The sequence below is a fragment of the Caulobacter sp. UC70_42 genome (assembly GCF_044056025.1).
Lineage (GTDB): Bacteria > Pseudomonadota > Alphaproteobacteria > Caulobacterales > Caulobacteraceae > Caulobacter.
In genome coordinates this window covers 2,294,823-2,318,462 of the sequence record NZ_CP171994.1, presented here as the reverse complement: position 1 = coordinate 2,318,462, position 23,640 = coordinate 2,294,823, and the positions used below count along the sequence as shown (strand labels likewise).

Below are 23,640 nucleotides of genomic sequence, written 5' to 3'. Positions count from 1 at the left end.
GGACGGATGGTTACACGGTGTCGCGCCGCGCCGGAACCGACCGAAAATAGGCCGCGCCGAAATTTTGTTCGCCGACCGGTGTAACCTCGTCCGGTGTCGCTTCGTATCTCCCCTCGACCGGGCGGCGACAGGCCGCGCCGGCGAGAAACGCCCCTCTAGAAACGCTTCAAGGAGAAACCCCATGAACCGCACCACCGCCACCGCCGCCCTCGCCGCCGTCCTGGCCCTGTCGGCCGGCGTCTCGATGGCCTCGGCCGACGACCATATGAAGGCCAAGGGCGACCAGGAAAAGTGCTACGGCGTCGCCAAGGCCGGCGAGAACGACTGCAAGGCGGGCGCGGGCACCTCGTGCGCCGGCACCTCGAAGGTCGACTATCAGGGCGACGCCTGGAAGATGGTCAAGAAGGGCACGTGCGTCACGATCAAGACCCCGACCGGCATGGGCTCGCTGACGCCGAAGGCGTAAGCGCCACGATCACTTGCCCCCTCCGGATCCACGGCCCTCTTCCCCCTCCGGGGAGGAGCGCGAAGCGCGGAGGGGGTAGGTAAGCCGCTATCGGAAACGCCCATGATCACCGCCGGCCTCGGCCTCAAGCCCCAGCACTACGACGAAGCCCTGACGTGCGACGCCGAGGGGCTGTGGTTCGAGGTCCATCCCGAGAACTACATGTCGGCCGGCGGCCCGCGTCTGGCGGCGCTGGAAGCCATCCGCGAACGCCGTCCGCTGTCGCTGCACGGGGTGGGCCTGTCCCTGGCCGCCGACGCCGATCCGGACCGCGAGCACCTGGCCGCCCTCAAGCGGCTGGTCGACCGGTTCGAGCCGTTCGTCGTCTCCGAGCACCTGGCCTGGTCGACGCATCGGGGCCAGCACCAGCCCGATCTCCTGCCCTTTCCGCGCACCCACGCCGCCCTCGCCCGCATCGCCGCCAATGTCGGCCGCATGCAGGACGCCCTGGGCCGCAAGGTGCTGATCGAGAACCCGTCGCTCTATCTGCCCCTGACCGGCCACGACCTTGACGAGGTCGACTTCCTGAAGGCCCTGGTCGCCCAAACCGGCTGCGGCCTGCTGGTCGACGTCAACAACGTCTTCGTCAGCGCCAGCAACCTCGGCTACCGCGCCGAAACCTATCTGGACGCCCTGCCGGCCGAAGCGATCGGCGAGATTCACCTGGCCGGCCACGCGCCCGATGAAGGCGGCTCTGATCTGCTGATCGACACCCACGGCGCGCCGGTGGCCGAGCCCGTCTGGACGCTCTATCGCCGGCTGATCGACCGAATCGGCCCGCGCCCGACCCTGATCGAGCGCGACGATGATATACCCGACTTCGCGACGCTGATGGCCGAGCGCGACCGCGCCGCCGCCATGCTGGAGCCTGTCCTGGAGAAGGCTCATGCCTGAGCTGCTGGACTTCCAGGACGCCTTCGTCGCGGCCCTCGGTGGCGAGCGCTCGGCGCTGTCGCCCTGGCTCGCGCCCGACGCCGGCGAGGCCGGGCTGTCGGTCTATCGCAACACCATCGCCAAGGGCTGCGTCGACGCCCTGGCCGCCAATTTCCCGACCGTGCTGTCGATGGTCGGCGAGGACTGGTTCCGCGCCGCCGCCGCGCTTTTTGCGCGTGAGGCGCCGCCGACCGGCGCGACCCTCCTGGACTATGGCAAGGACTTTCCCGCCTGGCTCGAACGCTTCCCGCCGGCCCAGGACCTGCCCTATCTGGTCGGCGTCGCCCATCTGGACCGCCTGTGGACCGAGGCCCTGTTCGCCGCCGAGGCGGCGGCCCTGACCGCCGGGGCGCTGGCCGCCTTGCCGCCCGAGGCCCTGGCCGAGACGCGGCTCGCCCTGCACCCCAGCGTCCGCTTCGCCGCCTTCGATGCCGGCCTGCCCAGCCTGTGGTCATCGGCGCGCGCGGGCCATGACGGCCTCGAACTCTCCGACCAAGCCGAAGCGCTGCTCTGCGTCCGCGCCCACGGCGCGGTCCGGCATCGCGTAATCGGTGAGGCCGAAACCGAATTCCTTCGCGCCTGTCGCGAAGGCCAGACCACCGCCCAGGCCGCCGAACGCGTCCTGACCGCCCATCCCGCCGCCGACCTCGCCCCGCTGTTCGCGGGCCTGATCGCCGACGGCGTCTTCCTGGATATCGACCGATGACCGCTGTCGCCCTCCGCGCGCCTTTCGACGCCTTCGCCCGGATCGCCGGCAAGGTTCTGACCGAGGACGTCCTGGCCCTTGTCGCCCGCCTCGGCGTGGCGGCGATCTTCTTTCAGTCTGGCCGCACCAAGGTCGACGGGCTGCTGCACATCAAGGACAGCACCTATTCCCTGTTCGAGACCGAATATCACGTGCCGCTGCTGTCGCCCGACGTGGCGGCGCACGCGGCGACCTATTCGGAGCACCTGTTCTCGATCCTGCTGGTTGTGGGGTTGTTCACCCGACTGTCGGCCCTGGCCTTCCTGGGCATGACGGCGGTGATCGAGATCTTCGTCTATCCCGACGCCTGGCCGACCCACCTGTCGTGGGCGGGCCTGCTGCTGCTCCTGATCGCGCGCGGCGGCGGGCGGTTCAGCCTGGACCAAGCGCTGAAGATCGCTTGAGCTTCCTCGCACCCGATCTTCCCGGCGAAAGCCTGGACCCAGATCGCAGGGCTGTGAGGCGCATGCAAAAACGCCCGCGATCCTCTCCGGAACGCGGGCGCTCTTGCATCTGGGCCCCCGCTTTCGCGAGGGAGAACGGATGCTGGGGCTCAATGAATCGTCGGCATGCGCGGCACGGGCTTGCGCCACAGCTGCGAGGTCAGGGCGTTGGCGATGCCGATCCAGCCGAAGTCGGGGGGCGACCCCGCCGCCGACCTTGCGGGCCTCGATCGCATAGGCCGCCGAAGCCGCCAGAGAGGCCGTCGCCGCGCCCAGCTGTCCGCCGACGCGCTTGGCGCCCAGGCCCAACCACAGGGCGTTGAAGCCCTGCACCAGGCTCCAGATCGTCAGGGCGCGGGTGCGGGCGGGGCTGGCCGGGGCGTTCCAGGTGCGCAGGCCCGACAGGGTCATGGCGATGAACAGCGGCGGCAGAAGCAGGCTGGTCAGCGGCTTGGGCTGGTGAGCCACCGGTTCGTGCATCTCGGCGAACTCGACGGCGTACATCTCGTCGTCCAGCACCCGCTCATGACGGCGGCCCATCACCATGGCCGCGATGATCGCGCCGCCGGCCAGGGCCGCGCCGACGCCGATCTGCGCCGCAGGATGAAGGCCTTCCCGCCTTTCCAGCTCGAACGCCTCGCGTCCAGCCAGGGCGCGTTCCCGCGACTTTCCGTTGGCGACATGCATGGCGGGACTCCCTCGTGAACTCGCAAGGTCAAACAGCCCAGCTGAACCTTGGTTCCAGCGCAACCGGGACCCCGACCCATGATGGCCTGATCCGCGCCGCGCGCCAGCTAAAACCCGTTCGGGTCTCGTGCGACCGATTGTCGTCCGAGACCCGAACGCGAACAGGGGTTTAGGCCGGCAGCTCTCCCACCGCCGACTGCAGGTAGTTCTGCTCGCCCAGCGCCTTGACCAGGCCCAGCTGCATCTCGAGGAAGTCGATATGCTCCTCGGTGTCGCTGAGGATTTCGCGCAGCAGTTCGCGGCTGACATAGTCGCGGGCCTGCTCGCACTGGACAATGCCGGGGATCAGGGTCTCGCGGCCGCCGACCTCCACGGCCAGATCGCTGGCCAGGCATTCCGGCACGGTCTCGCCGATCTTCAGCTTGTGCAGGTCCTGGAGGTTCGGCAGCCCTTCCAGGAACAGGATGCGGTTGATCAGCTTGTCGGCGTGCTTCATCTCGCCGATCGATTCGTCATAGGTGATCTTGCCGAGGCGCTTGAAGCCCCAGTTGTCGTACATCCGCGCGTGCAGGAAGTACTGGTTGACCGCCGTCAGCTCGTTGGTGAGCACCGCGTTGAGCAGTCGGATAATGCCGGGATCGCCCTGCATGGCGGCCTCCTTGAAGTTCACATGTTCGGCCGGAACCTGGGCAAGCCGAAACCGGCTTCAACCTGAATATGTGCGAGTGTCTCGCGCTCTCACGGAAATCCGCGTGAACGCCGGGCGGATCCCTGAATTTGCTGGCGTTCAGGCCGTTACTCGGCCGCGAAGGCGAGCGCTTCGCGATTGTCCTGGATCATCTGGCGCATCTCGCAGACGCACTTGGCGCACTGGGCCTGGCAACCCTTGTGACGGAAGATGTCCGCCGGGCGCGTGGCGCCAGCGTCGATGGCGGCGCGCACTTCGCGCTCGCGGATGCCGTTACAGTTGCAGACGTACAAGGAAGAACGCCCTACCCGATTGAGTGTCATTCTCATCTAGACGCTCACAGCATGTTTTGCAACTGACTCTCACTACGGTTAGCGGTGGCGAGGTGTCGCGGGGCGGCCCGAATTGGCTTAAAGCCCAGCCCATGACGCTCGCCTGCCGCCTCTATCTGATCACCCCGCCCTCCCTGGCCGACCTGACCGCCTTCGGCCGCCAGCTGGCCAAGGCCCTGGAAGGCGGCGATGTCGCCGCCCTGCAGATCCGCCTGAAGGACGCCCCGGACGAGGTTATCGCCGCCGCCGTCGAGACCCTGTCGCCGATCGCCCAGGCCCACGACGTCGCCGTAATCCTCAACGACCGCCCCGATCTCGCCGCCCGCCTGCCGGTCGACGGCGTCCACGTCGGCCAGTCGGACATGGCCCTGAAGGACGCGCGCAAGCTGATGGGCCAGCGGATGGTCGGCGTCACCTGCCATGACAGCCGGCACCTGGCCATGGAAGCCTCGGAGGCCGGGGCCGACTATGTGGCGTTCGGGGCCTTTTTCCCGACGACGACCAAGGACGCCCCAACCACCGCCGAACCCGAGATCCTGACCATCTGGCAGGAGACCATGGAGACCCCGTGCGTGGCCATCGGCGGGATCACCGCCGCCAACGCCGCGCCCCTGGCCACGGCCGGCGCCGACTTCCTGGCCGTCTCGGCCGGGGTCTGGGCCTATCCGGAAGGTCCGGACGCGGCCGTCGCCGCGCTGAACGGCGCCATCGCCAAGGGTCTCGCCGAGCGCGAATAAGGCGAAATAACGACGTTCGCTTGTGACGCGCCGCACACAGGCATAGCTTCCCCGTTAGCGAACAACGATAAATGGGGAGGACGCCGATGAAGCGACTCGAAGTGTGTTTGCTTAGCGTTACGGCCCTGGCCCTTTCGACGGCCCTGCTCTCGACGGGCGCGACCGCCGAGACCTGGAAGCAGGCGCCGGGAGACACAAAATCCTACTACGACGCGGACTTCACCCGCGTGGACCAGGCCACCGGGCTGATCGTGACCCGCGTCGCCGAGGGCAAGCCCAACGGCCCCTACAAGAACTGGCCGCCCACCAAGGGTCCGATCCTGGTCTTCGCGCTCGACTGCGCGGCCGACAAGTGGATGGACCTCGGCATGGACTTCGACGGCTCTCAGGGCTTGCCCAAGGGCTGGCGCAAGGAAGCCAAGATCGACGACATCTCCGGCGCCGTCGGCAAGGCCGGCAAGCTGCTCTGCGAAACCAAGGACACCCTGCCGAAGGTCGAGCTGCCCTAGGCGATCAGAAGGCTTGCCATACCGGCGCCGCAGGCCGGCCCAGGATGGCGAGAAATCGCGTTCGGACGGACGCCAGACGCCCGCCGCGCGACGCTTAACCCTGTCGAATCAACGGCGCCTTGCCTTCGGGCCTGTGGACGACTAGGTTCCGCGCCCGTTCTTTCACACCGTCGACCTACCGCTCCGCCGCCGGACCTTCCGGCAGGCGTCGACGGCATTGCATGAGGATTACACGCCCGTGGCTACGCCTTCCGCCCTCCTGAACGTCATGATCGACGCGGCCCGGAAGGCCGCCCGTGGCCTGGCCCGCGACTTCGGCGAAGTCACGGAACTGCAGGTCTCGAAAAAGGGCGCGGCGGACTTCGTCACCAACGCCGACATCAAGGCCGAACAGACCCTGTTCGAGATCCTGACCAAGGCTCGCCCGGGCTACGGCTTCCTGGGCGAAGAGCGCGGCATGATCGAGGGCACCGACAAGACCCACACCTGGATCGTCGACCCGCTGGACGGCACCACCAACTTCATGCACGCCATCCCGCACTTCGCGGTCAACATCGCCCTGCAGCGCGAGGGCGAGGGCGTCGTCGCCGGCGTCACCTACAACCCCATCACCAACGACCTGTTCTGGGTCGAAAAGGGCAAGGGCGCCTTCCTGGGCGCTGAGAAGCGCCTGCGCGTCGCCGCCCGCCGGAACCTGGACGAGAGCGTCCTGGCCACGGGCGTGCCGTTCGCCGGCAAGCCGGGCCACGGCCAGTTCCTGAAAGAGCTGCACCAGGTCAGCCAGAAGGTCGCCGGCGTCCGCCGCTTCGGCGCCGCCGCCCTGGACCTGGCCTGGGTCGCCGCCGGTCGCTTCGACGCCTACTGGGAGCGCAACCTCAACCCGTGGGACGTCGCCGCCGGCGTGCTGATGGTCCAGGAGTCGGGCGGCAAGGTCACCACGATCGACGACAACGACCACGACGTCGTGCAGGGCAAGTCGATCCTGGCCAGCAACCAGGACCTCTATCCGCAGATCCTCGAGCGGCTGCGGGCGGCGTAGCTTTTCGTGATGGCGAGGGCGTCAAACCCCTCGCCAAACCGTCACATCCCGGCGCTAAATCGCGCGCCATGACCCTGCTCACCCGTCGCGCCATGACCACCGCCGCACTCGCCGGCACGCTGCTTCCCGGCTTCGCCCGCGCCCAAGCCCGGAAGCCCATCGTCATCGGCCACCGCGGCTGCAGCGGCGAGCGCCCCGAGCACACCGCCCTGGCCTACGAGCGCGCCATCGAGCAGGGCGCCGACTTCATCGAGCCGGACCTGGTCCCGACCAAGGATGGCCATCTAGTGGCCCGCCACGAGAACGAGATCGGCGGCACGACCGACGTCGCCAGCCGCCCCGAGTTCGCCGCCCGCAAGGCGACCAAGACCATCGACGGCGCGCAGGTCACCGGCTGGTTCGTCGAGGACTTCACCCTGGCCGAGATCAAGACCCTGCGCGCTCGCGAGCGGCTGCCGCAGCTGCGCCCGGCCAGCGCCGCCTTCGACGGCCAGGCCCAGATCCTGACCTTCGAGGAGGTCGTGGCCATCGCCAAGGCAGGAACCAAGCGCGCCGGCCGCACGATCGGCGTCTATCCCGAGCTGAAGCACCCGACCTATTTCGCCTCGATCGGCCTGCCGACCGAAGACCGCCTGGTCAGCAAGCTGAAGGCGCTGGACCTGAACTCGGCCAGCGCGCCGGTCTATGTGCAGTGCTTCGAGGTCGGGACGCTGAAGAAGCTCCGCGCCAAGACGCCGGCGCGCCTGGTGTTCCTGGTCGACGGCGAGGGCGGCCCGGCTGACCTGCCGAACGTCAAATACGCCGACCTGATCACCGCCCAGGGCCTGAAGGACGTCGCGGTCTATGCCGACGGTCTGGGGCCGAACTGGAGCCTGGTCGTTCCCAACGACAAGCAGATCCTGTTGCCGGCCACCGACATGGTCAAGAACGCCCACGCCGCGGGCCTGCAGGTCCACCCCTGGACCGTGCGGGCCGAGAACTACTTCCTGCCCGCCAGCTTGCGGAAAGGCGCTCCTGCGGACCCGGCCTTCCTCGCCATGCACGGCGACGTCGCGCCAGTGTTCAAGGCGCTTTACGCGGCGGGCGTCGACGGCGTGTTCAGCGACTTCCCGGGACTGGCGGCCGCCGCGCGGGGTTAGCCTGACGCCTCTTGCGGAGACGGCCCTGACCGGTGCAGCGTGCCGGCCGAACGCCCAAGGGAAGCCTCATGAAGATCCGTCACATCGTCTCCACGGCCGCCCTCGCCGCCGCGCTCATGCTGGGCTCGACCGCCGCCGCCCAGCCCGCCCGGACGGCGTCCAGCGAATTGCTGGACCGCGTCGCCGAGGACTTCGTGCGCATGACCCTGGAGGCCGGCGAGCGGGAGCCCGGCTATGTCGACGCCTATTACGGCCCGGTCCACCTGATGGACACCGCCAAGGCCGCCCCGCGCCCGGTCTCCGTGCTGCGCAAGGAGGCCGACCGCCTGATGACTCTGGTGGTCGCCGCCAAGGACAAGCAGCTGTCGCCCGACGAGCGCCGCCGCAAGCTGTTCCTGAAGGGCCAGATCAAGGCCGCTCAGACCCGGCTGGCCATGATCGCCGGCGACAAGTTCAGCTTCGAGGACGAGGCGCAGGGCCTGTTCGGCGTCCGCCCGGTGATCAAGCCGCTGAAGAGCTACGACCCGATCCTGGCCCGCATCGACAAGCTGGTCCCGGGCAAGGGGGATCTGGCCGCCCGTGTCGACGCCTTCCAGAACCGCTACGTGATCCCGACCGACAAGGTGGAAGCGGTGATGCAGGCCGGCATCGCCGCCTGCAAGGCCAAGACCGAGGAGCACGTCAAGCTGCCGGCCAGCGAGCGCTTCGATCTGGAGTTCGTGACCAAGAAGCCCTGGAGCGGCTACAACTGGTACAAGGGCGACGCCCACAGCCTGATCCAGATCAACACCGACCTGCCGATCTACATCAGCCGCGCGCTCGATCTGGGCTGCCACGAGGGCTATCCCGGCCACCACGTGCTGAACACCCTGCTGGAAGAGAAGCTGACCAAGGGCAAGGGCTGGGTGGAGTTCTCGGTCTATCCGCTGTTCTCGCCGCAGTCGTTCATCGCCGAGGGCAGCGCCAATTTCGGCATCGAGCTGGCGTTCCCGGGTAAGGCCAAGACCGATTTCGAGCGCGACAAGCTCTATCCGCTGGCGGGCCTGGATCCGAAGACGGCCGAAGCCTATGGCGCGTTGCAGGACGCCAAGGCGGCGCTGTCCAGCAGCGGCAACACCATCGCGGCCCTGTACCTCTCCGGCAAGATGACCAAGGAACAGGCCGTCCAGGCGCTGATGAAGTACACCCTCTATTCGCGCGGGGGGGCCGAGAAGCGGGTGTCGTTCATCGAGACGTATCGCTCGTACGTGATCAATTACAACATCGGCCAGGACATGGTTCGCGACTACGTCTATCGGGCCGGCAAGACCCAGGACGCGCGCTGGAAGGCCATGGAGCGCGTGATCAGCGAGCCGACCGTTCCGGCGGATCTGCGCAAATAGCCAAGCCTGTGCAATAGCTTGGCGCTCGGCCGCGTCGCTTTGTCGACACAGGAACGCAACCGCCTGGCCGCCGTTTGCCCCCTCGCCGCCGTCTGTTGGCGGCGTAGGGGTCGCCTCGCCGGGCGATCTCTCCTTTACGATCAAGGAGTGTGTCCGTGTACGGTGGCGAACGACTATCCCGCCTGGGCGCGTTCAGCCCACGGTTCCCCGACGCCGAGGCTCTGCACAAGGGCCTGGCCCATTGGAACCACGTCCGCCTGTCCCCGGCCGCGCCTTCCGAGGGCTGGCGCGAGGAGCTGGATGAAGAAATCAGGATGCGCCGCATCGAGGGCGCGTTCATCGAGGCCTTCCGCCGTCACGTGGCGCCGCTGGTCGAGGACGTCCCGCAAGATCCCGACGGCTTCATCGCCTGGTTCGAGGCGCTGAAGGACCACGGCCCTGGTCAGTGGGATCCGCTGTTCGACTGGCTGGAAGGCGAGGCCTCGCTGGAAGACCTCAAATGGTTTCTGACCCAGGAAGCGGCCGGCGAGGCCGGCTTTGACGACCTGGTGGCCCTGACCCAGGTCAAGGTCCCCCGACCGCGCCAAGCTCGAGCTGGCCCGCAACTACTGGGACGAGATGGGCCGCGGCGGCGCCAAGGGCATGCATGGCCCGATGCTGACGCGGACCACCGCGACCCTGGGCCTGACCCCGACCATCGACACCACCCTGTGGCAGTCGCTGTGCCTGGCCAACGTCATGACCGCCTTCGCCACCACCCGCCGCTATGTCTGGCAGTCGATCGGCGCCCTGGGCGTGGTCGAGCTGACCGCCCCGACCCGCGTGGCCTGCGTCGACGCCGGCCTCAAGCGGGTCGGCGTCGCGGCCGAGGCCCGCAAGTACTTCGCCCTGCACGCCCAGCTGGACATCGAGCACTCCAAGGCCTGGAACGCCGAGGCCCTGGTCCCGCTGGTGTCGGAGGATCCGTCGCGCGCCAAGTACATCGCCGAGGGTGCGGTCATGCGCCTGATCTGCGGCGAGCAGTGCTTCGACACCTACCGCGCCCACCTGTGGGCCCACGCCCATCCTCTGGTCTACGCGGCGGAGTAAGATCGATGGCCTGCCTGTTCGAGGTCTCGCCCTATGACGGCGGCTGGTGCGTGAAGATCGGCGACACCGGCGAGGTGCTGTTCTTCACCGGCCGCCGTCGCGCCGTGGCCGAAGCCCACGACCTGGCCCGCGCCTGGCCGACCGGAGCCGAGGTCCGGATCCATGGCCGCTCGGTTGAGGCGCGGTCGTTCGAAGCGTGGTTCGAGGATCCGGCGCAGCCTCTCGGAGCCGTAGCCGGCGCCTAAGCCGCCTCCACCCCGAACTGCAGCCTGGCCAGCCGCGCATAGAGACCGCCCTTGGCGAAGAGCTCGGTGTGCGTGCCCTGTTCGACCACGCGCCCCTCTTCCATCACCACGATCCGGTCGGCCTTCAGCACGGTGGCCAGGCGGTGGGCGATGACCAGGGTGGTGCGCCCTTCCATGGCGGCGGCGAGGGCCTGCTGGACAAGGCGTTCGCTTTCGGCGTCGAGCGCGCTGGTGGCTTCGTCGAGCAGCAGGATCGGCGCCTGGCGGACCAGGGCGCGGGCGATGGCCAGGCGTTGGCGTTGACCGCCCGACAGGGTCTTGGCGCGCTCGCCGACCGGGGTGTCGAAGCCCTGTGGCAGGGCGGACAAGAAACCAGCGGCCTGGGCGGCCTCGGCGGCGGCCCTGACCTCGGCCTCGGTGGCGTCGGCGCGGCCGAAGCGGATGTTATCCATGGCCGAACCCGAAAAGAGCGGCGAATCCTGCCCCACCAAGGCCATGCGGGCGCGAACCTCCGAGGGCTCGGCGTCGCGCAGGTCGACGCCGTCCAGGCGGATCGCCCCGGACTGAGGGTCATAGAACCTCAAGAGAAGCCGCAGGACCGTGCTCTTGCCGGCGCCCGAGGGGCCGACCAGGGCGACCGTCTCGCCGGGCTTCACCGCCAGATCGAAGCCGTTCAGGGCCGGCAGATCGGGACGACCGGGATAGGCGAAGATCACGTTCTCGAAGGCGATCGCCCCCTGGGCCGGAACCGGCAGGGCCTTGGGCGCGGGCGGGGCGGCGATGTCGGGCTTGGCGTTCAACAGTTCGGAGATGCGGTCCATCGCCCCGGAGGCCTTCTGGACGTCGCCCCAGACCTCGCCCAGGGCGCCGATCGCGCCGGCGGCCATCACCGCCAGCATGGCGAACTGGGCGAGGGTGCCGCCGGTCATCTCACCGGCGAGGACCAGGCGCGCGCCGGTCCACAGCAGCAGGGTGACGCCGCCGAAGGCCAGGGTGATGACCATGGCGGTCATGCTGGCCCGGGTGGTGATCCGGCGCACCGAGGCCTTGTAGGCCTCTTCTACCGCGCCGCCGAAGCGCAGCGAGGAGGCCTGCTCGCGGCCAAAGGCCTGCACCGTCTCCAGAGCGTCCAGGCTCTCGCCGGCATAACCGACGGCGTCGGCGAAGCGGTCCTGGGCGGTGACGGTCAGCTTGCGCACGCGGCGACCGACCAGGAACATCGGGGCCAGGATCACCGGCACCATCAGCACGATGAAGCCCGCCAGCTTCGGCGAGACCACCGCCATGTAGCCGAGGCCGCCGACCAGGCTGAGGATGTTGCGCAGGGCGATCGAGGCCGAGGCGCCGACCAGTTGCTCGATCAGCGAGACGTCGGTGGTCAGGCGCGACAGCACCTCGCCCGTGCGGGTCTTCAGGAAATATTCCTGGTCCAGGCCCAGGGTGTGACCGTAGAGCGCGCGGCGCACATCGGCCACGACCCGCTCGCCCAGGCGAGTGATGAAAAAAGAATCGCAAGGCCGTGGCGATCGCCAGCACCATGGCCACCGCGCCCAGGCCCACGAAGGCGCTGTTGATCTCGCTGCCCTCGCCCCTGGCGAACCCATGGTCGATCACCTCCTTGAAGGCGGCGGTCAGGCCCAGGGTCGCGGCCGTCGAGAACAGCAGAAAGAAGCCCGCCGCGATCCCGTCGCCCTTGTGGGCCTTGACGAAAGGCAGCAGGTGGGCGAGCGGGCGGATGTCCTTGCGGCGCGGTCGCCGGGCCTTGGCCTCGGCCATGCCCTGGACCAGTTCAGCCCCCGCGCCGGGGCGGCCTTCGGCCTTTTGGTCGCCGCCGTTCGCGTCAGTCATCAACAGTCCCTTGCCAAAATCGCGCGGGTTCTTTATAGCCGCCCGTCTTCGAGGGCCACCCCGCGCGTGCGCGGAGGGCGCTTAACCCAATTCACACTCGCCGGCTTAGTCGGACTGGATCGCCGCCATGAAACAAGACATTCACCCCGACTACCACTTCATCACCGTCACCCTGACGGATGGCTCGAACTATCAAACCCGTTCGACCTACGGCAAGGAAGGCGCGACGCTGGCGCTCGACATCGATCCGCGCACCCACCCGGCGTGGACCGGCGGCAACGCCCAGTTGATGGACCGCGGCGGCCGCGTTTCGCGTTTCAACGCGAAGTTCGCCGGCTTCACCAAGAAGTAAGAAGCTTAGAGCTTCTCGCCGTAAGGGCGACGAAAAGCCGGCGCCGCGTTTGCGGGCCGGCTTTTTCCGTATCTGGACGGCCCCTCAGTCCTCCGGATCGTAAGGATCATCCCCGCGATCGCGCATCAGGTCGGTCGCCACGAAATCCATGGCGTCCTCGGCGTCCTTGAAGCTCAGCTCCGACACCGTCTGGTCGCGCACCGAGACGCCCGCCTTGTGGGGACTGTCCGGATCGCCGGTGATCAGCGGGTGCCAGCGCGGCAGGTCCTTGCCCTCGTGGATCCGGCGATAGCCGCAGGACAGCGGCATCCACTCCAGATCCTCGATATTGTAGGGCGTCAGCTTGATGCAGTCCGGCACCGTCTTCTTGCGGTTCGGATAGTCCTTGCAGCGGCAGAGATGCGCGTCGAGGAGCTGGCAGTGCACCCGCGTGGGGATGATTTCGCCAGTATCTTCGTCTTCGAAGCGAACGAGGCAGCAAAGGCCGCACCCATCGCATAGGCTCTCCCACTCGGGGACGGTCATCTCGGAGAGCGTCTTCGTCTCCCAGAAAGGTTTGCGTGGCGTCATGGCGCCGTCCTAAACCCGATTTACCTGGCGACCAAATAGAGCCTGACTCAGACCGTGAACGACTGGACCCTTCCGCCGTACAAATTCGACGACAAGGATCCGTCCAAACGCCGGCCGGAGCCGGCCGTCGGCGCGCCTCCCGAGCCGCCCCACGACCCGTGGGCGCAGCCCGAACCGCTGCGGGATCCGTTCCAGCTGTCCCCGCCCCCGCCGCCGTCCCATCAGCCGCCGCCGCCCCCTCCGCCGCCGGAGGAGCCCTTCCGCGCCGATCTTCAGCACCGCGCCGCCAAGAAGAAGGCCCGCAAGTGGGGCTGGATCTGGGGTGTGCTGCTGGTCTCGTTCCTGGTTGGCGTGCTCGCCGCCGGCGGCGGCGCGGCCTATGTCTGGCAGAAGTACCTCAAGGACACCCCGCCCCTGCCCTCGCGCTCGGCGCTGTTCGCGGTCAACCGCGCGCCCGGCATCCGCTTCGAGGACCGCAACGGCCAGGTGATCGCCACGCGCGGTCCGCGCTATGGCCAGCGCATCACCCTGGGGGCGGTGCCCAACTACGTGCCCCAGGCCTTCCTGGCGGCCGAGGACCGGCGTTTCTACCAACATGGCCCGATCGACGCCCAGGGCATCGTCCGAGCCGCCTGGGTCAACTGGCGCGGCGGCAAGACCAAGCAGGGCGCCTCGACCCTGACCCAGCAGCTGGCCAAGGGCCTGTTCCTCACTCCGGATCGGGTGGTCAAGCGTAAGCTGCAAGAGATGCTGCTGGCCTGGAGGCTGGAGCAGGTCCTGACCAAGGACGAGATTCTCGAGCTCTATCTGAACCGCATCTATTTCGGGGCCGGCACCTACGGCGTTGACGGCGCGGCCCAGACCTATTTCGGCAAGCCCGCCAGCCAGCTCACCCTGTCCGAGGCGGCCCTGCTGGCCAGTCTGCCCAAGGCTCCTTCGCGCCTGGCCCTGACCAACGACATGGAGCGCGCCCTGACCCGCTCGCGGCTGATCCTGGCCAACATGCGCAAGGAAGGCTGGATCACCGCCGAGCAGGAAAGCCGCGCGCTGGATGACACCCCGCGCCTGTCGCCGATGGCCCTGCAGGACGAGGGCGACTACGGCTGGGTGCTGGATTACGCGACCACCGAGGCCGTGAAGATCGCCGGCCAGAACGCGCCGGACCTGGTGGTGCGCCTGACCATCGACCCGCTGCTGCAGCGCGAGGGCGCCGAGGTCGTGCGCCAGACCATGGCCACCGAAACCACCCGTTCGGGCGCGCGCCAGGCGGCCCTGCTGTCGCTGTCCGCCGACGGCGCCATCCGGGCCATGGTCGGCGGCACGGACTATGGCGAAAGCCCGTTCAACCGAGCCGTCCAGGCCCGCCGCCAGCCGGGTTCGACCTTCAAGCCGTTCGTCTACGCCGCCGCCGTCGAGAAGGGCGTGCTGCCCACCGACATCCGCGTCGACGAGCCGGTCAGGTTCGGCGACTGGAGCCCCGAGAACTACAGCGGCGGCTATCGCGGTCCGATGACCGTCGAGCGAGCGCTGATCAACTCGATCAACACCGTGGCCGTGAAGCTGGGCCAGGAGGCCGGCGGCGCGGCGATCGGCGACCTGGTCCGCCGCTTCGGCATCACCACCCTGCCGCCCGTCCCCGACCTGTCGGTGGCCCTGGGCTCGTACGAGGTGAGCCTGCTGCAGCTGACCTCGGGCTTCCAGGTCTTCCAGCAGGGCGGCGTCCGGATCGAGCCCTATGTCATCGAAACGGTCACCACCCAGGACGGCCAGGCGCTATTCCAGCATCAGCCTCCCCAGGCCGAGCGCCGCGTCTACGACGTCGGCCACGCCAGCATCATGGTCAAGATGATGAAGAAGGTGGTCACCGAGGGCACGGCCAAGCGCGCCGCCTTCGGCCGTCCGGCGGCGGGCAAGACCGGCACCAGCCAGAACTGGCGCGACGCCTGGTTCGTCGGCTTCACGCCCGACTATGTGACCGGCGTCTGGGTCGGAAATGACGACGAGAAGCCAATGAACAAGGTGGTCGGCGGCGACATCCCGGCCAGCATCTGGCGCCGCTTCATGATGACCGCCCACCAGACCCTGGCGGTCCGCGATTTCGCCTGGCTGCTGCCCGACCCCGCGCCGCAGACCGAGCCGGATCCGCGCAACGGCTACTACGAGACCCTGTCGGCCGAGTTCGCCCGCGCGGCCTCGGAACTGGACGCGGCGGCGAAAGCGGCGGAGACCATGGCGCCGACCGCCCCGCCGCCGCCGGAGCGGCTGCCTTACTAGTTCCAATTCTTGTCCGGGACCCAGGGGTCGGCGCGGTGCGGTCGCCCCTGGGTCCCGGCTCTCCGCTTCGCCACGGCCGGGATGAAAAGCTGGGTTTAACTACCGATACGCCGTCAGCGACGTCGGCCGATCCGCCACCTTCGTCGCCCAGCTCTTGTTCGGCGTGGCGCTCATCGTGAAGACCAGCTCGCCGCCGGCCACGATCTCGTCGTGCTTCAGGAACGCCCGGGTCAGCGGCTTGCCGTTCAGCGTCACCTTCGACACGTACGGCTTGTCGTCCGCCGTGCCCTCGGCGCGCACCGTGAAGCGCTTGCCGTTCGGCAGGTTCAGCGCCGCCTTGTCCACGAACGGCCGGCCGATGGCGTATTCGTTCGAGGCCGGGGTCACCGGATAGAAGCCCAGGCTGGTGAACATCAACCAGGCCGACATCTGGCCCAGGTCGTCATTGCCCGACAGGCCGTCGGGCGTCGGCCTGTACTGGGTCTTGATGATCTGGGTCAGGCGGGCCTGGGTGCGCCATGGGGCGCCGGCGTAGTTGTACATATAGGCCACATGGTGGCTGGGCTCGTTGCCGTGGATGTACTGGCCGATCAGGCCGGCGATGTCCTCGGCGTGCGAATAGTCGATCTTCGAATTGTCGAAGTCGAACATGGCGTCCAGCTTCTTGACCGTCGCCGCGTCGCCGCCCAGGGTCTTGACGATCCCGCCCAGGTCCTGCGGCGCGAACCAGGAATATTGCCAGGCGTTGCCCTCGGTATAGTCCGAGCCGTAGTTGATGGCGGTCGGGTTGAACGGCTCGCGGAAGGTCCCGTCGCTCTTGCGAGCCCGCAGGAAGCCGGTCTTCGTATCGAAGCTGTTGCGCCAGTAGGACGCCCGCTTCTCGAAGGTCTTGGCGACATCGTCCTGGCCCATGTCCTTGGCCATGCGGGCGATGGTCCAGTCGTCATAGGCGTATTCGACCGTCTTGGAGGCGGCTTCCGGCTCCTTGTCGATCGGCGCGTAGCCCAGCTTCATGTAGTCGCCGAGGCCGCCATAGGGGGCGTAGGTGGCGCTCTTGACCATGGCGTCCAGGGCCGCCTTGCCGTCATAGCCGCGGATGCCCTTCATCCAGGCGTCGGCGATGACCGGCACGGCGTGGTAGCCGATCATCGTCCAGGTTTCCTGGCCGTGGAACTGCCAGACCGGCAGGATCCCGTACGGGCTCTCCTTCTGCGAGGCGATCAGCGAGTTGACCACGTCATTGGTGTAGTCGGCCGGCTGGATGAGGGTCAGCAACGGATGCTCGGCCCGGAAGGTGTCCCACAGCGAGAAGGTCGAGTGGAAGGTGAACGGGCGGCCGTCCAGCTTGCCCTCGTGCACCTGGTCGTCGGGGCCCCTGTAACGGCCGTCGGCGTCGGCATAGACGCTGGGGGCCAGCAGGGTGTGGTAGAGCGCCGTGTAGAGCGTCTTCTTCATCGGGGCCGGGGCCTCGATGTCGACCGCGCCCAGGGCCTTTTCCCAGGCGGTCCTGGCGCGGGCGCGCTGGGCGTCGAAGTCGAAGCCCGGCTCGTCGCTGGCCAGGTTGGCGATCGCCCCGTCCTCGCTGACCGACGACAGCGCCACCTTCACGGTCAGCGGCCCGTCGATCTGGCCGAAGTCGAACACCCCGACCAGGGCGCGGCCCTGGACCTGGGCCCGGTCCTCCGGCGTGCGCCCCGGCTGGGCGAAGCCGTTATAGGGCACGTCCTTCTCGGTGTTGCGGAACGACTGCCCGACCAGCGGGCGGTCGAACCTGACGGCGAAGAACAGCTTGCGGCCCGGCGCCCAGCCGCGCGTCTCGCGATAGCCGGTGACCACGCCGTCCGGCGACACCCGCAGACGCGACCACAGCACCTTGCCCGGATAGTTGTAGATCGAGCTGCGCAGGTCGATCAGCACCTGGGCGCGGTCGCCCTTCTGGAAGGTGTAGCGGTGCAGGCCGGTGCGCAGGCCGGCGGTCAGTTCGGCCCGCACGCGGCTGTCGTTGAGGGTCACCGCGTAATAGCCCGGCTGGGCGACCTCGGTGTCGTGGCTGTAGCGCGAACGGTAGCCCGAGCCCGGCTTGTCGGCCTCGCCCGGCTCCAGCTTGGCCTCGCCGGCGACCGGGGTCAGCAGGATGTCGCCGAGGTCCGAGTGGCCCGCGCCCGAGAAGTGGGTGTGCGAGAAGCCCAGGATGGTCGGGTCGCCGAACCGGTAACCGGCCGCGCGGGCATAGCTCTGCTTGAACGGCAGGATGTCGGTGTCGGGGCTCAGCTGCACCATGCCGAACGGCACGACCGCGCCGGGGAAGGTGTGGCCATCGCCGCCCGTGCCGATAAAGGGGTCTATCGAGTCGTAGGATGTTGTGGTCTGGGCCAGGACGGGCGTCGCCGCCAGGATCGAGAGGCTGGCGAGCAGGGCGAGGCCCGACACTGAACAGGGGCGCATTCGGGAAACTCCGCAACTTGAGCGGGGGCACCGTAGCAGCGCATCTCAACTTGTCATCCCAACGCCCGCTCCACCGCCGCCATCGCATGCAGGGCCGTGGTGTCGAACACCGGGACCGGACTGTCGGCCTGGCCGATCAGCAGCATGATCTCGGTGCAGCCCAGGATGATCGCCTGGGCGCCCTGCGCCGCCAGTCGCGCGATCACCGCCTTATAGACCTCGCGCGAGGCGTCGATCACCTGCCCGGCGACCAGCTCCTCGTAGATGATCCGGTGTACGGCGGCGCGGTCTTCGGTCTCCGGGGTCAGCACCGTCAGGCCGTGCTTCTGCTCGAGCCGGCCGCGATAGAAGTCGTGCTCCATGGTGAAGGCCGTGCCCAGCAGGCCCACGGTCGAGAGGCCGGCGGCCTTGATCGCCTCGCCCGTCGGGTCGGCGATGTGCAGCAGCGGGATCCGCACCGCCGCCTCGATGGCGTCGGCCTCGCGGTGCATGGTGTTGGTGCAGAGCACCAGGAAATCGGCCCCGCCCGCCTCCAGCGCCCGGGCGGCGTCGGCCAGGCGGCGCGACAGCTCGGGCCAGCGGCCGGCGTGCTGCAGGCGCTCGATCTCGGCGAAGTCGAACGACCACATCAGCGTCCGGGCCGAGGCGACACCGCCCACGCGCTCGCGCACGGCCTCGTTGATCAGCCGGTAGTACTGGGCCGAGCTTTCCCAGCTCATGCCGCCGATCAATCCGATGAGCGCCTGTTCGGTCATGCGGTCCACCTCCTCGTCTGGAGAGGACCTAGAGAGCCTGGCGCGGGGTTACAACACCTCGCGTCGCGCAAGATGGGCGATGGCCGCGATCAGGGCGACCAGGCCGAGTCCGCCGCCCAGCGCCAGGGCCGTGTCGATGCGCCACGCCTCCCTGGCCAGCATGTTGACCGGCATCTGCCAGGGGAAGAACACCCCCTCCTTGGCCGAGGTCGCCACCACCGAGAAGAAGGTCCCGCCGATGCCCAGCGCCAGGGTCGGCACGAAGCTGGAAAAGCGCACGGCGGTCCAGAACTGAATGGCGATCAGCAGCAGGGCCGCCGCCACGACCTTGGCGTTCAGCAGGGCCAAGCGGGAAAGATCCGGATCGCCGATCGGCGCCACCGCCGGCTTGATGGTCCCGGCCAGGGACATCGCGCCGAAGGTCAGCACCAGGTTCAGGGCGGTCATGATGACGACAATCCCGATCACGCAGACCGCCTTGGCCGCGTAGAGTCGCCAGCGCGGGACCGGCAAGGCGCGCAGATGATCCCAGCTGCGCGGTCCGTGCTCCATATGGGCGACCAGGGCGGTCAGGGCCGTCACGCTCATCGGCAGCATGAAATAGGCCCAGATGCCCGTCGAGGCCTGCAGGAACATCGCCCAGGGCGGGGCCTTGTCGGCGCGCAGCAGGTTGAAGAAGGCGAAGATTGCGATCAGCGACGGCGCGGCCACGGCCAGCACGGCGGCCAGCGAGCGGTTCAGCTTGCGCAATTCGACGGACAGGGCGGCGAGCATCAGGCGGCCTCGACTTGACGGGGGGCAGGAACGGCGACGCGGCGATAGATATCCTCCAGCGACTGGGCGCGGGGACCGATGGCGAAGACCGGGACGGCGGCCTCGACCAGCAGGGCGGTAAGCCCGGCCACGGCCGGGTCGACGGCGTCGCCGGGGTCCAGGGCGACGGTCAGGCTGTCGGCGACGCGGACGTTCAGACCATGGCCGCGCAGCAGCGCTGCGGCTCGCGCATCGTCGCCGGTGCGCAACACGATCTCCGGCGCGAGGTCGGCCTTGAGCCGCGAAAGCTCGCCCTCCAGCACCAGCCGACCGTCATTGACGACGCCGACGTGGGTGGCGGTCTGCTCGATCTCGCCCAGCAGGTGGCTGGACAGCAGCACGGTGGCGCCGGTGCGCTCGGGCAGGCTCTTGAGGAAGCGGCGCATGTCGGTGATGCCGTCGGGGTCCAGCCCATTGGTCGGTTCGTCCAGCACCAGCACCGGCGGCGCGCCCAGCATGGCGCGGGCCAGGCCCAGGCGCTGGCGCATCCCCAGGGAGTATCCGGCGACCTTGCGGCCGGCGTCGGGGCGCATTTCGACGACCTCCAGCACCCTATCGATCTCGCGGGTCGGGCAGCCCAGCGAGGTCGCGGTCAAGGCCAGGTTCTCCCGGCCGGTCAGGTTGCCGTAAAAGCCGTGCGCCTCCAGCAAGGCTCCGACCTTGCGCGCCGCGCCGATCCGGTCACGGGCGACGTCCAGGCCACAAACCCTGGCCGCACCGAATGTCGGACGGATCAGGCCCAGCACCATCTTCAGCGTCGTGGTCTTGCCCGCGCCGTTGCGGCCCAGGAAACCGTACACGGCCCGCTCGGGCACGGTCATAGCGACGCCGTCGACCGCCAGGCGGGGGCCGAAACGACGGGACAGGCCTTCGGTCTCGATGGCGACGGACATGCGGCGGCGCTCACTTTCGTTTAAGTCAGATATAAAGTTGCGAAGCGGTCGCCTTTAAGTCAAGATTAAAGATGCGACAGGTTGGGAGGCCGCCATGAACGCCAAGGACGTCGAGAAATTCCGCCGCATGTGCCGCCAGTTCCGCTGGCTGGCGGTGTTCATGGTCGTCAGCGTCGGCCTGCTGCTGGCCCTGATGGCCTGGGGCTTTCCGCTCCTCTACGCGCTGGTGAAGCACAGGCCGCTGCGGCCGGACATCATGCTGGCGGTGACGATCCAGAACGCGCCGGCCGTCTGCTACCTGTTCGGCGTGTGGTCGATCGGCCGGGCGATGGGCCAGATCGCCAAGGGACGACTGATCCAAGCCGCCCTACCCTCGGCCCTGCGCCGGGTGGGCCTGGCTCTCGGCGTCGGCGGCGTGGCCAGCGTCTTCATCGTCAGCAACCTGATGCGACTGGTCGGCTTCACCAAGGGCAGCTATCTGAACTTCGACGTGGCCGGCATGACGCTGGGCATGATCGGCGGCGCCCTCTTCCTGCTGGGCCGGGTCATGGACCAGGCCCTGGCGGCGCAGGCCGAACTCGACGAGATGATCTGATGCCCGTTCGCGTCACCCTGGACGCCCTGATCGTCGCCAAGGGCCTCAAAGCCCGCGACCTTGCCCAGGAGGTCGGCCTCAGCGAGACCCAGCTGTCCCTGTTCCGCTCGGGAAAGGTCAAGGGCATCCGCTTCCGCACCCTGGCCCGGCTGTGCGCGGCCCTCGGCTGCAAGCCGGGCGACCTGCTGGACTACGCGTTCGACCCGTCCGACCTGACCGCGCCCGACGACGGGGACTAAGGCGCGTCCTGGCCCCACATCTGGGTCGGGCCGGCCACGTCCATCGGCGGCGGCAGGTCGACCATGCGGATCAGCCGAGAGCCCAGTCGGGCGGCGACGGCCTGAGAGCCGAGATCGTCCGGGTGGATCATGTGGGCCACCGACGTCCAGCCCAGATCCTCGAACACGAACTTCAGGCAGGCGCCGGCCGCCTCGGTGGCGTAACCCCGACCCCAGGCCGATCGGTGCAGCATCCAGCCGACCTCCCGCGCCGGCCAGCCCTCCGGCTGCCAGGGACCGGAGCGACCGACCCAGCGACCGGTCGCCTTCTCGATCACCGAAAAAGTCCCGAACCCGCGCAGCGGCCACATGCCGACCACCTGGGCCATGGCGCGCCAGGCGATGCTGCGCGGCACGGTGCCGCCCAGATAGCGCATGCACTCGGGATCGCCGTGGAACTCGGCCCAGCCGGCGTCGAAGTCGTCCTGGACCGGGACGCGCAGGATCAGGCGTTCGGTTTCGAGCGTGGGCGACATGGCGTATCCCCAAGGCCAAGTTTCGTCACTCGACCTTAGGCGCTTCCCGGCGACCGCCAAGCCCCGCAAGGGCGGCGCGCCGCCGCCACCTAGTCCCGCAGCGGCCGCAGCCGGTTCACATGCCCCATTTTCCGCCCCGGCCGAGCTTCGCCCTTGCCGTAGAGGTGGACGCGGGTCTCCGGTTCGGCGGCAAGCTTGCGCCAGGCCTCGACGTCGCCGCCCAGCAGGTTGGTCATCTCGACATGGTGGTGCGGGGCGGTCGGGCCCAGCGGCCAGCCGGCGACGGCGCGGATATGCTGCTCGAACTGGTCGACCTCGCAGCCGTCCTGGGTCCAGTGGCCCGTATTGTGGACCCGCGGGGCGAACTCGTTCACCAGCAGCTTGCCGCCGGCCAGCTCGAACAGCTCCACCCCGATCACCCCGACATAGTCGAGCGCCGTGAGGATCTTGATGGCGATGGTCTCGGCCTGGTCGCGGGTCGCCGGCGTGACCTTGGCGGGGGCCACGGTGCGCTTGAGCACGCCGCCCTCGTGGTGGTTCTCCGACAGGGGATAGCAGGCGATCTCGCCATCGCGGCCGCGGGCGGCGATCACGGAAAGCTCGCGGCCGAAGTCGGCGGGGGCCTCGAGGATGGCCGCGCGCCGGCCGATCTTCTCGAACGCCGCCTCGGCGTCGACCGCCTTCTGGATCCAGGCCTGGCCCTTGCCGTCATAGCCATCGCGGCGGGTCTTCAGCAGCGACGGCGCGCCGATCTTGGCGACCGCGGCGGCCAGGCTCTCGCCGTCCTGAACCGGGGCGAAGGCCACGGTGGGCACGCCGATCTCGGCCAGGAAGCTCTTCTCGACCACGCGGTCCTGGGCGGCGGCCAGGGCCTTGGCGCCCGGCGAGACTATCGCGCCCAGGGCGGCCAGTTCCGCCACCGTGTCGGCCGGAACGTTCTCAAACTCGTAGGTGACGACGTCGCAGGCCTCGGCCAGACGCTTCAGCGCCCAGCGGTCGTCATAGGCGGCGACGATCTGGCGGGCGGCGACCCGGCCGGCGGGCGAATTCTCTTCCGGATCCTGGATGACGACATCGAAACCCAGCCGGGCGGCGGCCTGGGCGAGCATGCGGCCCAGTTGGCCCCCGCCGAGGATGCCGATGGTCGAACCGGGAACGAGGGGAAACTCAGCCATAGGGTCCTAGTCCTCGACGCTCTCGGCGACGCTGTCGGTCTGGGCGGCGCGGAAGGCCGACAGGCGCTGATTCAAGGCCGAGTCCGACAGGGCCAGGATCTGGGCGGCCAGCAGGCCCGCGTTCTTGGCTCCGGCCTCGCCGATCGCCAGGGTGGCCACCGGCACGCCGCCCGGCATCTGGACGATCGACAGCAAGGAATCGAGGCCGCTGAGCGCCTTGGATTGCACCGGCACGCCCAGCACCGGCAGGTTGGTCATCGAGGCCGCCATGCCCGGCAGATGCGCCGCGCCGCCGGCGCCGGCGATGATCACCTTGTAGCCGGCGGCTTCCGCCCCGGTGGCGAAGTCGAACAGGCGCTGGGGGGTGCGGTGGGCCGAGACGACCTTAGCCTCGTAAGCCACGCCCAGGGCGTCGAGCGCGTCGGCGGCGCCCTTCATAGTCGGCCAGTCCGAGCGGCTGCCCATGATGATGGCGACGGGCGGGGGGGTCTGGGTCATCGGCGTCGTCTCTTTTTCGGCGAGCGTCGGAAAGCCGCCCCGTATGCGCCTCCGCCGGCGCCGGCAAGCCCAAAACGACACAAAACGTTCCGTGGCCGCCTTTAGAGTGGGCGCGTCCTTTCGCGCCTGCGGCTTATCGGCGCCCCCAATTGCGTCGAACGGCGTTCCCGTTAACCTTGCTGTAGCTGTGCCTTA

Annotated in this window: 26 protein-coding genes and 3 pseudogenes; 15 read left to right on the top strand and 14 right to left on the bottom strand. The window is 68.7% G+C overall.

Annotated features, from left to right (window positions below; translation table 11 throughout):
• Window positions 1–181 precede the first annotated feature (181 nt).
• The 4 genes from ACHMW8_RS11725 (at window position 182) to ACHMW8_RS11710 (ending at window position 2,587) form a co-directional block, all read left to right on the top strand.
• On the top strand, window positions 182–466 hold the full coding sequence (locus tag ACHMW8_RS11725; RefSeq protein WP_125159147.1) for a DUF2282 domain-containing protein: 285 nt from the start codon (window positions 182–184) through the stop codon (window positions 464–466).
• A gap of 102 nt (window positions 467–568) precedes the next feature.
• Window positions 569–1,399, top strand: coding sequence for a DUF692 domain-containing protein (locus ACHMW8_RS11720; protein ID WP_125159148.1), 831 nt, complete (start codon window positions 569–571; stop codon window positions 1,397–1,399).
• Entirely contained in the window at window positions 1,392–2,144 is a 753-nt protein-coding gene (locus tag ACHMW8_RS11715; protein WP_125159149.1) for a DNA-binding domain-containing protein, read from the top strand. The genes ACHMW8_RS11720 and ACHMW8_RS11715 overlap by 8 nt, the downstream gene beginning before the upstream one ends.
• The gene (locus ACHMW8_RS11710) at window positions 2,141–2,587 is read left to right on the top strand and encodes a DoxX family protein (protein ID WP_125159150.1); all 447 of its coding nucleotides are present in this window, start codon (window positions 2,141–2,143) and stop codon (window positions 2,585–2,587) included. Before ACHMW8_RS11715 ends, ACHMW8_RS11710 begins: the two co-directional genes overlap by 4 nt.
• Window positions 2,588–2,736: 149 nt before the next feature.
• Here ACHMW8_RS11710 and ACHMW8_RS11705 read toward each other — a convergent pair.
• From ACHMW8_RS11705 to ACHMW8_RS11695, 3 genes and pseudogenes are all read right to left on the bottom strand, one after another.
• Window positions 2,737–3,313: pseudogene (locus tag ACHMW8_RS11705) on the bottom strand (tryptophan-rich sensory protein).
• A 169-nt stretch (window positions 3,314–3,482) separates the two neighbouring features.
• Window positions 3,483–3,962, bottom strand: coding sequence for a bacterioferritin (gene bfr, locus ACHMW8_RS11700; protein WP_125159220.1), 480 nt, complete (start codon window positions 3,960–3,962; stop codon window positions 3,483–3,485).
• A 146-nt stretch (window positions 3,963–4,108) separates the two neighbouring features.
• Window positions 4,109–4,294, bottom strand: a complete 186-nt coding sequence (locus tag ACHMW8_RS11695) for a bacterioferritin-associated ferredoxin (RefSeq protein WP_099575957.1) — start codon at window positions 4,292–4,294, stop codon at window positions 4,109–4,111.
• A gap of 131 nt (window positions 4,295–4,425) precedes the next feature.
• Between ACHMW8_RS11695 and thiE the strand changes: the two genes are divergently transcribed.
• The 5 genes from thiE (at window position 4,426) to ACHMW8_RS11670 (ending at window position 9,139) form a co-directional block, all read left to right on the top strand.
• Window positions 4,426–5,070 carry a thiamine phosphate synthase gene (gene thiE / locus ACHMW8_RS11690; RefSeq protein WP_395445643.1) on the top strand — a complete coding sequence of 215 codons (645 nt, stop codon included), beginning with the start codon at window positions 4,426–4,428 and terminating at the stop codon, window positions 5,068–5,070.
• Between the two features lie 86 nt (window positions 5,071–5,156).
• Complete coding sequence (locus ACHMW8_RS11685; protein WP_125159153.1) at window positions 5,157–5,579, top strand: hypothetical protein; 423 nt, start codon at window positions 5,157–5,159, stop codon at window positions 5,577–5,579.
• A 238-nt stretch (window positions 5,580–5,817) separates the two neighbouring features.
• Window positions 5,818–6,618, top strand: coding sequence for an inositol monophosphatase family protein (locus ACHMW8_RS11680; protein ID WP_199743587.1), 801 nt, complete (start codon window positions 5,818–5,820; stop codon window positions 6,616–6,618).
• A 68-nt stretch (window positions 6,619–6,686) separates the two neighbouring features.
• Window positions 6,687–7,757 (top strand): glycerophosphodiester phosphodiesterase, encoded by a 1,071-nt coding sequence (locus tag ACHMW8_RS11675; protein ID WP_395445642.1) that lies wholly within the window; start codon window positions 6,687–6,689, stop codon window positions 7,755–7,757.
• Between the two features lie 68 nt (window positions 7,758–7,825).
• Window positions 7,826–9,139: a hypothetical protein gene (locus ACHMW8_RS11670; protein WP_395445641.1), complete on the top strand. Its 1,314-nt coding sequence runs from the start codon at window positions 7,826–7,828 to the stop codon at window positions 9,137–9,139.
• Between the two features lie 173 nt (window positions 9,140–9,312).
• Here ACHMW8_RS11670 and ACHMW8_RS11665 read toward each other — a convergent pair whose 3' ends face one another.
• Window positions 9,313–9,726: a hypothetical protein gene (locus ACHMW8_RS11665; protein ID WP_395445640.1), complete on the bottom strand. Its 414-nt coding sequence runs from the start codon at window positions 9,724–9,726 to the stop codon at window positions 9,313–9,315.
• Window positions 9,727–9,757: 31 nt separating this feature from the next.
• Between ACHMW8_RS11665 and ACHMW8_RS11660 the strand changes: the two genes are divergently transcribed.
• Both ACHMW8_RS11660 and ACHMW8_RS11655 read left to right on the top strand, forming a co-directional pair.
• Window positions 9,758–10,228, top strand: coding sequence for an iron-containing redox enzyme family protein (locus ACHMW8_RS11660; RefSeq protein ID WP_395445639.1), 471 nt, complete (start codon window positions 9,758–9,760; stop codon window positions 10,226–10,228).
• A gap of 5 nt (window positions 10,229–10,233) precedes the next feature.
• Entirely contained in the window at window positions 10,234–10,473 is a 240-nt protein-coding gene (locus tag ACHMW8_RS11655) for a DUF2188 domain-containing protein (protein WP_395445638.1), read from the top strand.
• On the opposite strand, the pseudogene ACHMW8_RS11650 reads toward ACHMW8_RS11655, so the two are convergent.
• Window positions 10,470–12,324 (bottom strand): annotated as a pseudogene (locus ACHMW8_RS11650) (ABC transporter transmembrane domain-containing protein). The gene ACHMW8_RS11655 and the pseudogene ACHMW8_RS11650 overlap by 4 nt on opposite strands.
• 124 nt (window positions 12,325–12,448) lie before the next feature.
• Between ACHMW8_RS11650 and rpmE the strand changes: the two are divergent.
• On the top strand, window positions 12,449–12,673 hold the full coding sequence (gene rpmE / locus ACHMW8_RS11645; RefSeq protein WP_125159158.1) for a 50S ribosomal protein L31: 225 nt from the start codon (window positions 12,449–12,451) through the stop codon (window positions 12,671–12,673).
• Between the two features lie 84 nt (window positions 12,674–12,757).
• Here the strand turns inward: rpmE and ACHMW8_RS11640 are convergent, their stop codons facing one another.
• Window positions 12,758–13,243, bottom strand: a complete 486-nt coding sequence (locus ACHMW8_RS11640) for a YcgN family cysteine cluster protein (protein WP_125159159.1) — start codon at window positions 13,241–13,243, stop codon at window positions 12,758–12,760.
• A 54-nt stretch (window positions 13,244–13,297) separates the two neighbouring features.
• Here ACHMW8_RS11640 and ACHMW8_RS11635 point away from each other — a divergent pair, with 54 nt between their 5' ends.
• Window positions 13,298–15,517 carry a PBP1A family penicillin-binding protein gene (locus ACHMW8_RS11635; protein WP_395445637.1) on the top strand — a complete coding sequence of 740 codons (2,220 nt, stop codon included), beginning with the start codon at window positions 13,298–13,300 and terminating at the stop codon, window positions 15,515–15,517.
• Here ACHMW8_RS11635 and ACHMW8_RS11630 read toward each other — a convergent pair.
• The 5 genes and pseudogenes from ACHMW8_RS11630 to ACHMW8_RS11610 all read right to left on the bottom strand — a co-directional run.
• Window positions 15,509–15,607 (bottom strand): annotated as a pseudogene (locus tag ACHMW8_RS11630) (hypothetical protein); the annotation flags it as partial. The gene ACHMW8_RS11635 and the pseudogene ACHMW8_RS11630 sit on opposite strands and share 9 nt — an antisense overlap.
• Window positions 15,608–15,616: 9 nt before the next feature.
• Complete coding sequence (locus ACHMW8_RS11625; RefSeq protein WP_395445636.1) at window positions 15,617–17,962, bottom strand: GH92 family glycosyl hydrolase; 2,346 nt, start codon at window positions 17,960–17,962, stop codon at window positions 15,617–15,619.
• 53 nt (window positions 17,963–18,015) lie between these two features.
• Window positions 18,016–18,717 (bottom strand): aspartate/glutamate racemase family protein, encoded by a 702-nt coding sequence (locus ACHMW8_RS11620; protein ID WP_395445635.1) that lies wholly within the window; start codon window positions 18,715–18,717, stop codon window positions 18,016–18,018.
• A gap of 48 nt (window positions 18,718–18,765) precedes the next feature.
• Window positions 18,766–19,491 (bottom strand): ABC transporter permease, encoded by a 726-nt coding sequence (locus tag ACHMW8_RS11615; RefSeq protein WP_395445634.1) that lies wholly within the window; start codon window positions 19,489–19,491, stop codon window positions 18,766–18,768.
• Window positions 19,491–20,423, bottom strand: coding sequence for an ABC transporter ATP-binding protein (locus tag ACHMW8_RS11610; protein WP_395445633.1), 933 nt, complete (start codon window positions 20,421–20,423; stop codon window positions 19,491–19,493). Before ACHMW8_RS11610 ends, ACHMW8_RS11615 begins: the two co-directional genes overlap by 1 nt.
• Before the next feature lie 94 nt (window positions 20,424–20,517).
• On the opposite strand from ACHMW8_RS11610, the gene ACHMW8_RS11605 reads away from it, so the two are divergent.
• Together ACHMW8_RS11605 and ACHMW8_RS11600 are read left to right on the top strand one after the other, a co-directional pair.
• The gene (locus ACHMW8_RS11605; RefSeq protein WP_125159165.1) at window positions 20,518–21,018 is read left to right on the top strand and encodes a DUF2975 domain-containing protein; all 501 of its coding nucleotides are present in this window, start codon (window positions 20,518–20,520) and stop codon (window positions 21,016–21,018) included.
• A complete protein-coding gene (locus ACHMW8_RS11600; RefSeq protein WP_099581283.1) occupies window positions 21,018–21,257 on the top strand; it encodes a helix-turn-helix transcriptional regulator in 240 nt (79 codons plus the stop codon). The genes ACHMW8_RS11605 and ACHMW8_RS11600 overlap by 1 nt, the downstream gene beginning before the upstream one ends.
• On the opposite strand, the gene ACHMW8_RS11595 is transcribed toward ACHMW8_RS11600, so the two are convergent.
• The 3 genes from ACHMW8_RS11595 to purE all read right to left on the bottom strand — a co-directional run bounded on the left by ACHMW8_RS11595 (window position 21,254) and on the right by purE (window position 23,445).
• Window positions 21,254–21,772: a GNAT family N-acetyltransferase gene (locus ACHMW8_RS11595; RefSeq protein WP_395445632.1), complete on the bottom strand. Its 519-nt coding sequence runs from the start codon at window positions 21,770–21,772 to the stop codon at window positions 21,254–21,256. The two genes, ACHMW8_RS11600 and ACHMW8_RS11595, sit on opposite strands and share 4 nt — an antisense overlap.
• Window positions 21,773–21,861: 89 nt before the next feature.
• Window positions 21,862–22,947, bottom strand: coding sequence for a 5-(carboxyamino)imidazole ribonucleotide synthase (locus ACHMW8_RS11590; RefSeq protein WP_395445631.1), 1,086 nt, complete (start codon window positions 22,945–22,947; stop codon window positions 21,862–21,864).
• A gap of 6 nt (window positions 22,948–22,953) precedes the next feature.
• Window positions 22,954–23,445: a 5-(carboxyamino)imidazole ribonucleotide mutase gene (gene purE, locus ACHMW8_RS11585; RefSeq protein WP_395445630.1), complete on the bottom strand. Its 492-nt coding sequence runs from the start codon at window positions 23,443–23,445 to the stop codon at window positions 22,954–22,956.
• Between the last annotated feature and the right edge of the window lie 195 nt (window positions 23,446–23,640).